Source organism: Aeromicrobium sp. REDSEA-S38_B2, assembly GCF_001628525.1.
GTDB classification, from domain to species: Bacteria; Actinomycetota; Actinomycetes; order Propionibacteriales; family Nocardioidaceae; genus Aeromicrobium; species Aeromicrobium erythreum.
In genome coordinates, this window is sequence record NZ_LUNH01000048.1 from 1 (window position 1) to 11711 (window position 11711).

Consider the following 11711-nt stretch of genomic DNA (forward strand, 5'->3'; position numbering starts at 1 on the left):
GCTGACGTGCGTGTAGATCTGCGTGGTGCCGAGCGACGCGTGGCCCAGCACCTCCTGCACGCTGCGCAGGTCGGCGCCCCCCTCCAGCAGGTGGGTCGCGGCGGTGTGGCGCAGCCCGTGCGGGCCGAGGTCGGGCGCACCGTCGACCGCGGCGAGCCGGTCGTGCACGACCTTGCGGGCCGTGCGCGGGTCGAGCCGGCCCCCACGGAGGCCGAGCAGCAGAGCGGGGCCGCTGTCGGACGTCGCCAGCGCCGGTCGGCCGGTGGTGAGCCAGGCGTCCAGCGCATGCGCCGCCGGCACGCCGTACGGGACGGACCGTTCCTTCCGGCCCTTGCCGAGCACGCGCACGAGTCGTCGGCCGGGGTCGACGTCGTCCACGTCGAGCCCGCACAGCTCCCCGACGCGGACGCCGGTGGCGTACAGCAGCTCGAGGACCAGCAGGTCGCGCAGGCCGACGGGCCCGTCGTCGGCGACCGACTCGGCCGTCGTGTCGAGCAGGGCCCGCACCTCGCTCTCGCTGAGGACGGCGGGCAGCTCGCGTCGTGCCTTCGGGCTGGCCAGCAGCGCGCCGGGGTCCGACGACGCCCGTCCGGTGCGGACGCACCACGCCGTGAACGTGCGCGCCGACGTGGCCCGTCGGGCGATGGTCGCGCGGGCGCGACCCAGCGTCTGCTGGTTGGCGAGCCAGCTGCGCAGCGCGCGGGTCGTGAGGTCGGCGGGCCCCTCGACGCCCAGCGCCTGTGCGTGCTCGGCGAGCTGGGAGAGATCGGTGCGGTAGCCGCGGACCGAGTGCTCGGAGAGGTTCCGCTCGTGGCGCAGGTGCTCGGCGAACGCCTCGACCGCGTCGTCCCAGGCTGCACCCATGACCCCAGGGTGACGGCTCAGCGCCGGGCCGTCGAGGCACCACGCGGGAGCACGAGCCAGCGGTCGCCCACGTGGACGCAGAGCCCCTGGCGCTCGAGGGCCGTGAGCAGCTCGGCGACCTCGGCACGACTCCCCCGTGCGGCCGCGGCGACGTCGGCAGCCGTGCGGGCCTGCTCGAAGGACAACGCGTCGAGCACACGACGCGCCAGGCGACCCAGCCTGTCGCGCTCGGTGTCGTCGATGCGTGCGGGCTCGGCGACGTCGGCGGTGACCCCGGCGACGGCGTCGAGCACCTCGCGACCGGTCGTGACCAGCACGGCTCGCCCGTCGCGGACCGCCTGGTGCACGCCGGCGGACTGCTGCGACGTGACCGGACCGGGGACGCCCATCGTCACGCGGCCGAGGGCGTCGGCCCAGTACAGCGTGTTGAGCGAGCCGCTGCGGCGGGCCGCCTCGACGACGACCGTCCCGACCGCGAGCGCCGCGATGATCCGGTTGCGCGACAGGAAGCGTGAGCGCATCGGCACCTGGCCGGGGGCCTGCTCGGAGACGACGAGTCCGTCCTGGCCGATCCGGCGCAGGAGCGACGCGTGGGTGCGCGGGTACTCGACGTCGGCCCCGCAGGCGAGCACCGCCACGGTCGGCCGGTGCTGCACGAGGGCGCCCCGGTGCGCGGCGGCGTCGATGCCGAACGCCGCGCCACTGACGACGGTGCCGCCCTGGTCGGCCACGTCGGCGGCGATCTCGGCCGCGCAGTCGCTCCCGTACGCGGTGCACGAGCGGGCGCCGACGACGGCCACCGCCTGCTCCGCGAGCCCGGCGAGGTCGGCAGGACCGCGGACCCAGAGCCCCAGCGGTGCGCCGGTGGTGCCTCCGTGCGGCTCCACGTGGTCGAGGTCGTCGAGGCCGGCCGGCCACTCCCGGTCGCCCGGCACCACCCAGCGCAGACCCTGCTCGTCGGCCCTGGCTCGGGCCGCGGCGACGTCGCGCTCGAGGCGCGGCGCGGCGTCGCGCCAGGCGTCCGGCAGCTGCGACGCGAGCGTGCCGCCACCCTGGCGGATCGCCGACACCACGGCGCCGGCACCGTGCTCAGCGAGCAACGGGACCAGCCGGGGGTCGCCCGGTTCGACGACGAGGCTCAGCGCGAGCCGTGCCTCGGCGTCGCGCAGCGCGTCGCCTCGACGGAACTGGTCGGTCCGTTCGCTCACGACGTCACCAGGTCGCGCAGCAGCGGACCGAGCGGCGTGCCGCGCCGCAGCGCGAGGGCGAGCTCGACGTCGTCGACGTCGGGCTGCCCGCCGTCCCGGAGGTCGCACACGGTCCAGGCCACCCTCAGGACCCGGTCGGCCGAGCGCGCCGAGAGTCGCTGCCCGCGCAGGTGGGAGTCGACGAGGCGTCGGGCGGCGTCGGTGGCCGGCCAGTGCTTGCGCAGGTCGACGCCCGGCACGTCGGCGTTGGCCTGCCAGGGCGTCCCGGCGAAGCGGACGGCCTGTCGCTCCCGGGCCCGACGCACGGCCGGTGCGAGCTGCGCGGTGGAGCGGGCACCCGCCGTCTCGTGGACCAGCTCGGGTCGGCTGGGCGGCACCAGCGTGCGGTGGATGTCGATGCGGTCGCGCACGGGCCCGGAGATCCGGTCGCGGTAGCGGCGCTGCATGAGCGGCGTGCACTCGCAGGGGTCGCTCACCGACCCGCCCTGCCCGCACGGGCAGGGGTTCGCGGCGAGCACGAGCTGGAACCGGGCGGGGAACGTCGCGGTCTGCGCCGCGCGCGAGACGACGACGTGCCCGGACTCCAAAGGCTGGCGCAGCGCGTCGAGCACGTTCGACGCGAACTCCGGTGCCTCGTCGAGGAAGAGGACGCCGCGGTGGGCCAGGCTGAGCGCGCCGGGACGGATCCCCCGCTGGCCTCCCCCGACGATCGCCACGGCGCTGGCAGTGTGGTGCGGGTCGACGAACGGCGGACGCTCCACGAGCGGCACGTCCGCCGGCAGCACGCCCGCCAGGGAGTGCACGGCACTGACCTCCAGGGCCTGCTCCCGCGTCAGGTCGGGCAGCAGGCCGGGAAGCCGCTGGGCCAGCATCGTCTTGCCGATGCCCGGCGGGCCGGTCATCAGCACGTGATGACCGCCGGCAGCTGCCACGACGACCGCGGTCCGGGTGTCCTCCTGCCCGGCGACGTCGGCGAGGTCGAGCCCGGCCACGCGGTCGACGTAGGCGTGCCCGAGCCCGACGCCCTCCTCCAGCGGCGGCACGGGCGGGTCGTCCGGCTCGTCCTCTCCCGTGAGCAGCGCGACCACCTGGCGCAGGGACCGCACGCCGACGACCTGCACGCCGCTCACGAGCTCGGCCTCCCCCACGTTCGACTCCGGCACGAAGACCCGCCCGAAACCGGCCTCGACGGCGGCGATCGTCGCCGGCAGCACTCCGCGCACCGCCCGCAGCCGACCGTCGAGGGCGAGCTCGCCGATGAAGACGGTGCCCGCCGTGGCCTCGACCGGCACCAGCGTCTTCTCGACGAACATCGCCACCCCGATCGCGAGGTCGTAGTGCGACCCGGTCTTCGGCAGCGTCGACGGGGCGAGGTTGATGGTCACGCGCTGGTCGGGCCAGGTCGTGCCGGAGTTGACGACCGCGGCACGCACCCGGTCGCGTGCCTCGTTGACGATCGTGTCGGCCAGACCGACCACGATCGTCTTGGGCAGACCCGAGGCGATGTCGACCTCCACCTCGATCGCCCGACCGGTCAGCCCGTCGAGGGTCACCGAGTGCGTCGCCGCCATCAGGCCACCCCGCCCATCCGCTCGACCACCGGACCGCCGCGCCGCGGGATCCGCACCGACACCACGTCGATCCGCACCGCCGCGGGCTCCGCCTCCTGCGCCTGCAGCCACGCCGACGCCGCCCGCCGCAGCCGAGCCGCCTTGCGCGCCGACACCGACTCGAAGCCCGTCCCGTGCCGCGAGCTCGTCCGCGTCTTGACCTCGCAGAACACGATCGTGTCGCCGTCCCTGGCCACCAGGTCGAGCTCACCCCACCGGCACGTCCACCGCCGCTCCAGGATCGTCATCCCCAGCGACTCCAGGTGCCGCGCCGCCACCTGCTCCCCGTACCGCCCCAGCGCGTCGTTGCGTGCCTGACTCATGCCCCCAGCCTCGCCACACCACGACGCCCACGACAGACCCCTCGCACGGGCTGTGGACGACCAGGACCAGCCCGACGAAGGGCCTGTGGACGTGGTCAGGAGCGGGTCGGCGCGGCCTGCTCGACGTACTCGACGACGTTGCCGTCGCCGTGGCGGGCGACGAGCCTGCGGCCGTTCGGCCCAGGCATCGGACCGTCGAGGAGGTCTCCCCCACCGCCCTGCACGGCGTCGACGACGACGTCGAGGTGGCGGACGATGATCGTCGCGGCGCGGGAGCGGGTGGCCTCGTCGGCGCCCTCGAGCAGGAGGAAGGGTCCGACCCACGCCAGCCGCACCGGTCCGAACGTGAAGGCGCGCACGTCGGTGGTGCCCGACAGGCGCTCGTACAGCGGTAGCGCCGCGTCGATGCTCTCCACCGGGATGCGCGCCAGGACGGCCACGACGTTCGACGGCGTCTCGTCCACGAGGTGCCTCAGGCGGACGGGATCTTCACGTCGGAGTCGGCGAGCTCCTCGACGTTGACGTCCTTGAAGGTGAGCACCTTGACGTTCTTGGCGAACCGGGCCGGACGGTAGATGTCCCACACCCAGGCGTCGTTCATCGACACCTCGAAGTAGGCGTCGCCGGTCTCGGAGCGGACCTTCACGTCGACCGCGTTGCACAGGTAGAAGCGACGGTCGGTCTCCACGACGTACTTGAAGATCTTCACGACGTCGCGGTACTCGCGGTAGAGCGCGAGCTCGGCCTCGGTCTCGTACTTCTCGAGGTCCTCTGCGCTCATCTGCCCTCCACGGCCTGCTCGATCGTGCTCGTCGTGTCGCTCCCCGGAACACTACCGGCCGGGACCGCGCAGCCGGGCAGGCTCCACGAACGTCGGTGGTGGTCGCTCGGGCCGTGCCGACGCAGCGCCTCGACGTGGGCGGGCGACGCGTAGCCCTTGTTCTCGTGCCAGCCGTACTGCGGGTGCTCCTGCGCGAGCTCGACCATGAGCGCGTCACGCGACGTCTTCGCCAGGATGCTCGCGGCGGCGACGGCTGCGCAGCGCAGGTCGGCCTTCACCGCGGTGACGACGGGTGGGAAGCTCGGCCCGGGTGCGTCGAGGAGCGACGGCTGCGCGGGCGCGCTCAGGTAGTCGTGGTTGCCGTCGAGCAGCACGAGGTCGGGCGTGGGGTCGAGGTCGACGAGCGCCCGGTGCGCGGCGAGCCGCATCGCGGCCATGATGCCGACCGCGTCGATCTCGGCGGGCGACGCGTGACCGACGCCGTAGCCCGCGCCGTGGGTGGTGGCCCACCGGCGGATGCGTGGCGCGAGCCGCGCGCGGGCGTCGGGCGAGAGCAGCTTGCTGTCGCGCACGCCCTGCGGTGCCGTGCGGGTCTGCTCGGTGACGGCGACGACGCCGACGCTCACCGGACCGCTGAGCGCACCGCGGCCGACCTCGTCGGCGCAGGCGAGCACGGTGCAGCGCTCGCGCAGGAGGCTGCGCTCGAACCGGAGGCTCGGACGTGCTGTCACTGCTGCTGCGTCACTCGCGCTTCGCGGGCGGGTCGTCGGGCACCTCGGCGAACGCGTCGGTGCCGCGGATGAAGCCCATGCGCTTCCACGGCCACACCCGCACCCACGCCTTGCCGACGACGGCGTCGACGGGGATGAAGCCGCCGCCCGGGTCGCCCTGGTGGACGCGCGAGTCGGCGGAGTTGCCGCGGTTGTCGCCCTCGACCCACAGGTGGTCCTTCGGGACGATCACGTCGAAGCGGGTCTCGCTGTTGGCGGCGGGGTCGCGCAGGTACGGCTCGTCGATGGACGTGCCGTTGACCGTGAGCCTGCCCTGCTCGTCGCAGCAGGCGACGCGGTCGCCGCCGACGCCGACGACGCGCTTGATGAGGTGGCCGCCGGTCGGGAAGAGACCGACGACCTCCAGCGCCTTCTGGACCGGGTTGCTGGCCTTGGCGTCCTCGCTGGCGTCGAGCCATCCCCCCGGGTCGTCGAACACGACGATGTCGCCACGCTGGGGATCGCCGGTCCAGTAGGAGACCTTCTGGACGAGGATCTTGTCGTTGACGAGCATCGTCGGTTCCATCGACTCCGACGGGATGTAGAACGCCTGCAGGAAGAAGGCCTTGACCACCACGGCCATCACCATGGCGATGACGACGAGGAGGATCGACTCCTGCCAGACGGGTAGCTGGCGCTTCTTCACGGTCTCACTCACGACGTGAGCCTAGACGCAGGAGCCACAGCGAGCAGGTGGGCACGCGGGAGGACCTCAGTCCTCGCGCTTCTCCTTGATCTTCGCGGCCTTGCCGCGCAGCGAGCGGAGGTAGTAGAGCTTCGCGCGACGCACGTCGCCGCGGGTCGCGACCTCGATCTTCTCGATGACGGGCGTGTGCAGCGGGAAGGTGCGCTCGACGCCGACGCCGAAGCTGACCTTGCGCACCGTGAAGGTGCGGCCGATGCCCGAGCCCTGCAGCTTGATGCAGACGCCCTGGAACACCTGGACGCGAGAGCGGTTGCCCTCGACGACCTTGACGTGGACCTTGAGGGTGTCGCCGGCGCGGAACGCGGGGACGTCGTCGCGACGGGACTCGGCTGCGACCTGGTCGACCAGGTTGGTCATGATCTACTCCTCGCCGGTGCCACAGGTCACCCACGGAAAACGATGGTGAAAAGAAAAGGGTCGTGCGGCGTCGGTCAGCGGATCCCCTGTGGCAGAACCGCGATGCGCCAGCAGCCAAGTATTCCACACGGGTCGAGGGTTCCTGACACCGGCATCGTCCCCGGCGCAGCGCCCGGCGGGGTGCCGGGCCGTGGGCGGCAGAAGATCCAGAACGCCACGAGGGCACCTGCCCGAGCAGGTGCCCTCGTGGGGTCTTGGGGTGGGCGACGGCTCAGTCGAGCGCGTAGCCCTCGCCACCGTGGAGGACGCTGTCGATGCCGGCGACCTCCTCCTCCTCGGTGACACGGAAGCCGACCGTCACGTCGATCACCTTCGCGATGATGAAGGCCATCACGAAGCTGTAGGTCGCGATGGCGACAGCCGGGATGAACTGGACGATCAGCTGGTCGATGTTGCCGCCCGTGAAGAGGCCGGTGTCGATCGCGAAGAAGCCGAGGTACAGCGTGCCGATGACGCCCGCGACCAGGTGCAGGCCGACCACGTCGAGCGAGTCGTCGAAGCCGAGCTTGTACTTGAGCTCGATGGCGACCGCACAGACGGCACCGGCGACGAGGCCGAGCACGATGGACCAGAACGGCGTCAGGTTGGCGCAGGCCGGCGTGATCGCGACCAGACCGGCCACGACACCGGAGGCGGCGCCGACGGCGGTGGCCTTCCCGTGACGGAAGTGCTCGACCACGATGAAGCCGATGGCCGCTGCGGCCGGGCAGACGATCGTGTTGACGAAGATCAGCGCAGCCTGGCCGTCCGCGGTGGCGGCGCCGCCGTTGAAGCCGAACCAGCCGAACCACAGCACCGCGGCACCGATGAGGACGAGCGGCACGTTGTGCGGGACGGCGGTCTCCTTGCTGAAGACCTTGCGCTTGCCCAGGACGAGCGCGAGGGCCAGGGCGGCCGCGCCGGCGTTGATGTGCACCGCGGTGCCGCCGGCGAAGTCGATCGTCTCGGTGCTCAGGCCCAGGTGGGTGCCGAGCTGGCCGACCCAGCCGGTGAAGGTCGTCGTGTCACCGTCCACGACGAACGAGAACACCCACGAGGCGACCGGGAAGTAGACCAGCACGGAGAAGAACCCGGCGAACAGCAGCCAGGGGAAGAACCGCGCACGGTCGGCGATGGCGCCCGAGATGAGGGCGACGGTGATGATCGCGAAGGTCGACCCGAAGGCCGCCGCCGCGAGGACAGCACCGGCGCTGGCGTCACCGCCGAACGCGGCCTTGGCCGCGTCGTTCAGCGCGAAGTCGGAGAACGGGTTGCCGAGCACCTCGGGGATCCAGTCGTTGCTGGTTCCGTCCACGAAGGCCATGTTGGCACCGAAGAGCATCCAGAGGACGCCCACGAGGCCCATCGTGCCGAAGCTGAGCATCATCATGGACACGACGCTCTTGGCCTTGACCAGACCGCCGTAGAAGAAGGCGAGGCCTGGCGTCATGAAGAGCACCAGCGCTGCCGTGATAAGCAGCCAGTAGGTCGGGAAATTCATCGAGTGTCTCTCTCGTCGTCAGGGGGCGAGCAGGGAGGACCCCGCGAGGGGGCGACACGCGGCGACGCTGCTGCGTGGTTCCTGCGTCATGCTGGCGACAGGAGGTTGTGCGGGGCTTGCCTCCGGGTCACAGGAGCGTTACGACGACGAGCCTCGGGTTAACTCGATGTTTCGGACGCGTCACCGAGCAGGTCCGGGCGCCGCTCGCGGGTGCGCTGCAGCGCCTGCTCGTGCCGCCAGGCGGCGATCGCGCCGTGGTGGCCGGACAGCAGGACGTCGGGCACCGTGTGGCCGCGCCACGTGGCCGGCTTGGTGTACACGGGGTACTCCAGGAGGCCGTCCTCGCCGTGCGACTCCTCGGCGAGCGAGGCGGGGTTGCCCATGAAGCCGGGGACGAGGCGCACGACGGCCTCGATCACCGCGAGCGCGGCGACCTCTCCCCCGTTGAGGACGAAGTCGCCGAGGGAGACCTCCTCGACGCGCCAGCGCTCGCGGGCGTGGTCGATGACGCGCTGGTCGATCCCCTCGTAGCGACCGCACGCGAACACGAGGTGCCGCTCGCGGCTGAGGTCGTGCGCGAGGGACTGGCGGAACGGGGTGCCCGACGGCGTGGGCACCACGACGACGCTGTCGTCGGTGGCGACCGTGTCGAGGGCCTCGCCCCACGGCTCGGGCTTCATGACCATGCCGGCGCCGCCGCCGTAGGGCGTGTCGTCGACGGTGCGATGCCGGTCGTGGGTGAAGTCGCGCAGGTCGTGCGTCGCGATCTGCAGCAGACCCTTCTCGCGGGCCCGGCCGGCGAGCGACAGGTCGAGCGCGTCGAGGTACGCCGGGAAGATGGAGACGACGTCGATGCGCAGGGTCGGGGCGTCGGGCTCGCTCATGCGTCGGCACCGCCGGCGGCCCGCTCGGGCTCGGCGACGGCCTGGGCGTCGGGGTCGAGCAGACCGGGCACGTCGGCGAGCGTCACGTGGCCCGCACCCAGGTCGACGTCGGGGACGAGCGCGACCACGAACGGCACGAGCACGCCGCGCGCGCCCGCGTCGAGGTCGAGCGACAGCAGGTCCTGCTCGGGCAGGTGGAGCACGTCGGCGACGACCCCGACGTCGGTGCCGGCGTGGTCGTGCACGCGCAGGCCGACGAGCTGGTGGTCGTAGTAGGCGTCGTCGTCCTCGGGCACGTCGTCGGGGTCGACGTCGACCTCGAGGACGCGTCCGTGCAGGGCCTCGGCCGCGGTGCGGTCGCCGACGCCCTCCAGACGCAGCAGGAGCCGCCCGGAGTGGTTCCGGGCGGCTGCCACGACGACGGTGCGGTCGCCGGCGACGAGGGCGGTGCCAGGTGCGAAGCGACGCTCCGGCTCGTCGGTGCGGACCTGGACGGCGAGCTCGCCCTTGATGCCGTGGGCCCGGCCGATGCGGCCGACGACGACGCGCACGTCAGGTCCTCAGCGCTGGCGGTCGACGTCCACGAAGTCGATGCGGGCACCCTTGGTGCCGGCGATCGCTCCGGTGACGGTGCGGATCGCCGACGCGGTACGACCGGAGCGGCCGATCACCTTGCCGAGGTCGGCAGGGTTGACCCGCACCTCGAAGAGGTCGCCCCGGCGGGTCGACGCGGCGCGCACGTCGACCTCGTCGGGGTGGTCGACGATGGCCGACACGAGGTGCTCGATGACCTCCTGCGTGCGACCAGCCACGATCAGGACTCGGTGCTCTCGGCCTCGGCGGGCGCCTCGGCAGCGGTGTCCTCGGCCTTGGCCTCCTCGGCGGGTGCCTCGTCAGCCTTCTTCGCGGCCTTCTTCTTGGTGGTCGCGTCGGTCTTGGGCTCCGAGTGCAGCTCCTTCAGGGCGGCGTCGAACAGCGCGGCCTTGTCGGCCTTCGGCTCGGGCTGCTTGAGGGTGCTGGTGCCACCGATGTCGCCGGTGATCTTGAGCAGCGCGGCGACGGCCTCGGTGGGCTGGGCGCCGACGCCAAGCCAGTACTGGGCGCGCTCGGAGACGACGTGGATCGTCGACGGCTCGGTCTTCGGGTTGTACGTGCCGATCTCCTCGATCACACGACCGTCGCGCTTGGTGCGCGAGTCGGCGACGACGATGCGGTAGTACGGGGTGCGGATCTTGCCCATCCGCTTCAGGCGAATCTTGACGGCCACGGGTGTGGTGTCTCCTCAGGTCTCTGTGGTGGGGTGACGTGGCGAGCCGGGTGGGGTCACGACTCGGTCACGAAGCTGGTGGGCCCAGCGGTCGGGGTGAGAGGGTCCCGGCCGCAGCGGACACAAGGCGACATTCTGCCAGACGACGTCCGCCAGGACCACATCGCCTCGCGTGTCCCGGTCACCGGTCCGGGGCACCGTCGTCGAAGCGACCGTGCCGGCCCGCGCCGGCCACGAAGCGCGCCGCGCCCTCGACGGCCTCGGCGGCGACGACGGGCAGCCCGCCCGCGCCCTCGGCGCGCAGCGCTTCGGCCAGCGGGAGGTCCCACTGCCCCAGCACCGACGCGCGGTCCGCGCGGAGGCAGGCCTGCGGGAAGGCCGCGAGCTGCTCGGCCAGCTCGTGGGCGACGTCGAGCGCGCGTCCGGGGGCCACGACCCGGTTGACGAGTCCCATCTGCAGCGCCTCGTGCGCCTCCACGGGGCGTCCGGTGAGCACGAGGTCCATCGCCCGGCCGTGCCCGACGACACGCGGCAGCCGCACGGTGCCACCGTCGATGAGCGGGACGCCCCAGCGGCGGCAGAACACCCCGAGCACGGCGTCCTCGGCGGCGACCCGGAGGTCGGCGAGCAGCGCGAGCTCGAGACCGCCGGCCACGGCGTGGCCCTCGATGGCGGCGACGAGCGGCTTCGTCAGCGCCATGCGGGTCGGCCCCATCGGGCCGTGGCCGTCGGGGTCGAGCACGTGGCCGCGCTCGGGGTCGGCGACGGCCGACAGGTCGGCGCCCGCGCAGAACGTGCCTCCCTCGCCGTGGAGCACGGCGACGGCGACGTCGTCGTCGGCCTCGAAGCGCTCGAAGGCGGCCAGGAGGGCTGCGGCGGTGGGGCCGTCGACGGCGTTGCGGACGTCGGGTCGGTGCAGGGTGATCGTGCAGACGGCGTCGTCGACGTCGTAGCGGACGGGTTCGCTCACGAGACCCACGCTAGCCGTCGGTCTGCGTGGCTACGCTGACCTCATGGCCGACGTCACCGTCCTGCACCACCCGGGCTGCTCCACCTCGCGGCACGCGCTCGACTCCGCCGCGCAGGCGGGCGTCGAGGTCGAGGAGGTGCGCTACCTGAAGCAGCCGCTCGACCGCGCCACGCTGCTCGCGCTCCTGGAGCGGCTCGAGGACGAGCCCGCCGACCTCGTCCGCAAGGACGCCTTCTTCAAGGAGCAGGGTCTGGACGCCGCCGACTACACGACGCCCGAGCAGGTCGCCGACCTGCTCGTCGAGCACCCCCGTCTGCTCCAGCGGCCCGTGCTGGTGCGCGGCACGCTGGACGGACCCGGACGGGCCATCATCGGGCGGCCGAAGGACCGCGCCGACGCCTTCCTGCGCGAGGGCTGACCCGCTCCCCCGC

General features: G+C 72.8%; 16 protein-coding genes. 1 reads left to right on the plus strand and 15 read right to left on the minus strand.

The genetic code is table 11. From position 1 onward, the window contains the following. The 15 genes from A6Q81_RS11045 to A6Q81_RS11115 all read right to left on the minus strand — a co-directional run. Window positions 1-864 (minus strand): tyrosine-type recombinase/integrase (locus A6Q81_RS11045; RefSeq protein WP_286690468.1); only part of this gene is annotated, 864 nt, incomplete at its 3' end. Window positions 865-881: 17 nt separating this feature from the next. Then, complete coding sequence (locus A6Q81_RS11050; RefSeq protein ID WP_158509194.1) at window positions 882-2072, minus strand: DNA-processing protein DprA; 1191 nt, start codon at window positions 2070-2072, stop codon at window positions 882-884. Beyond that, window positions 2069-3643 carry a YifB family Mg chelatase-like AAA ATPase gene (locus A6Q81_RS11055; protein ID WP_067856616.1) on the minus strand — a complete coding sequence of 525 codons (1575 nt, stop codon included), beginning with the start codon at window positions 3641-3643 and terminating at the stop codon, window positions 2069-2071. The genes A6Q81_RS11050 and A6Q81_RS11055 overlap by 4 nt, the downstream gene beginning before the upstream one ends. Then, window positions 3643-4005: a YraN family protein gene (locus tag A6Q81_RS11060; RefSeq protein ID WP_067856613.1), complete on the minus strand. Its 363-nt coding sequence runs from the start codon at window positions 4003-4005 to the stop codon at window positions 3643-3645. Before A6Q81_RS11060 ends, A6Q81_RS11055 begins: the two co-directional genes overlap by 1 nt. 95 nt (window positions 4006-4100) lie before the next feature. Further along, window positions 4101-4469, minus strand: coding sequence for a hypothetical protein (locus A6Q81_RS11065; protein ID WP_067856610.1), 369 nt, complete (start codon window positions 4467-4469; stop codon window positions 4101-4103). A gap of 8 nt (window positions 4470-4477) precedes the next feature. Next, on the minus strand, window positions 4478-4786 hold the full coding sequence (locus A6Q81_RS11070; RefSeq protein ID WP_067856607.1) for a DUF2469 domain-containing protein: 309 nt from the start codon (window positions 4784-4786) through the stop codon (window positions 4478-4480). Further along, window positions 4783-5517, minus strand: coding sequence for a ribonuclease HII (gene rnhB / locus A6Q81_RS11075; RefSeq protein ID WP_286690469.1), 735 nt, complete (start codon window positions 5515-5517; stop codon window positions 4783-4785). Before rnhB ends, A6Q81_RS11070 begins: the two co-directional genes overlap by 4 nt. Window positions 5518-5527: 10 nt before the next feature. Continuing rightward, window positions 5528-6214 (minus strand): signal peptidase I, encoded by a 687-nt coding sequence (lepB, locus tag A6Q81_RS11080; protein ID WP_236749845.1) that lies wholly within the window; start codon window positions 6212-6214, stop codon window positions 5528-5530. A 54-nt stretch (window positions 6215-6268) separates the two neighbouring features. Continuing rightward, complete coding sequence (gene rplS, locus A6Q81_RS11085; protein WP_067856601.1) at window positions 6269-6619, minus strand: 50S ribosomal protein L19; 351 nt, start codon at window positions 6617-6619, stop codon at window positions 6269-6271. A gap of 271 nt (window positions 6620-6890) precedes the next feature. Beyond that, window positions 6891-8159, minus strand: a complete 1269-nt coding sequence (locus tag A6Q81_RS11090; protein ID WP_067856598.1) for an ammonium transporter — start codon at window positions 8157-8159, stop codon at window positions 6891-6893. A 158-nt stretch (window positions 8160-8317) separates the two neighbouring features. Further along, window positions 8318-9019: a tRNA (guanosine(37)-N1)-methyltransferase TrmD gene (gene trmD / locus A6Q81_RS11095; RefSeq protein ID WP_067861462.1), complete on the minus strand. Its 702-nt coding sequence runs from the start codon at window positions 9017-9019 to the stop codon at window positions 8318-8320. A gap of 20 nt (window positions 9020-9039) precedes the next feature. After that, window positions 9040-9594 (minus strand): ribosome maturation factor RimM, encoded by a 555-nt coding sequence (gene rimM / locus A6Q81_RS11100; protein WP_067856596.1) that lies wholly within the window; start codon window positions 9592-9594, stop codon window positions 9040-9042. A 9-nt stretch (window positions 9595-9603) separates the two neighbouring features. Then, a complete protein-coding gene (locus A6Q81_RS11105) occupies window positions 9604-9855 on the minus strand; it encodes an RNA-binding protein (protein WP_067856593.1) in 252 nt (83 codons plus the stop codon). A 2-nt stretch (window positions 9856-9857) separates the two neighbouring features. Next, window positions 9858-10310, minus strand: coding sequence for a 30S ribosomal protein S16 (gene rpsP / locus A6Q81_RS11110; RefSeq protein WP_067856590.1), 453 nt, complete (start codon window positions 10308-10310; stop codon window positions 9858-9860). 181 nt (window positions 10311-10491) lie between these two features. Beyond that, entirely contained in the window at window positions 10492-11280 is a 789-nt protein-coding gene (locus tag A6Q81_RS11115) for a crotonase/enoyl-CoA hydratase family protein (RefSeq protein ID WP_067861460.1), read from the minus strand. Window positions 11281-11323: 43 nt separating this feature from the next. Here A6Q81_RS11115 and A6Q81_RS11120 point away from each other — a divergent pair, with 43 nt between their 5' ends. Then, window positions 11324-11698 carry an arsenate reductase family protein gene (locus tag A6Q81_RS11120; protein ID WP_067856587.1) on the plus strand — a complete coding sequence of 125 codons (375 nt, stop codon included), beginning with the start codon at window positions 11324-11326 and terminating at the stop codon, window positions 11696-11698. Window positions 11699-11711: the final 13 nt, after the last annotated feature.

Excerpts from the sequence above, each read along its gene's own strand:
- A6Q81_RS11055 (WP_067856616.1), bottom strand. The coding sequence starts at position 3,643 with ATGGCGGCGACGCACTCGGTGACCCTCGACGGGCTGACCGGTCGGGCG.
- A6Q81_RS11060 (WP_067856613.1), bottom strand. The coding sequence starts at position 4,005 with ATGAGTCAGGCACGCAACGACGCGCTGGGGCGGTACGGGGAGCAGGTG.
- A6Q81_RS11070 (WP_067856607.1), bottom strand. The coding sequence starts at position 4,786 with ATGAGCGCAGAGGACCTCGAGAAGTACGAGACCGAGGCCGAGCTCGCG.
- rplS (WP_067856601.1), bottom strand. The coding sequence starts at position 6,619 with ATGACCAACCTGGTCGACCAGGTCGCAGCCGAGTCCCGTCGCGACGAC.
- A6Q81_RS11120 (WP_067856587.1), top strand. The coding sequence starts at position 11,324 with ATGGCCGACGTCACCGTCCTGCACCACCCGGGCTGCTCCACCTCGCGG.
- A6Q81_RS11090 (WP_067856598.1), bottom strand. The coding sequence starts at position 8,159 with ATGAATTTCCCGACCTACTGGCTGCTTATCACGGCAGCGCTGGTGCTC.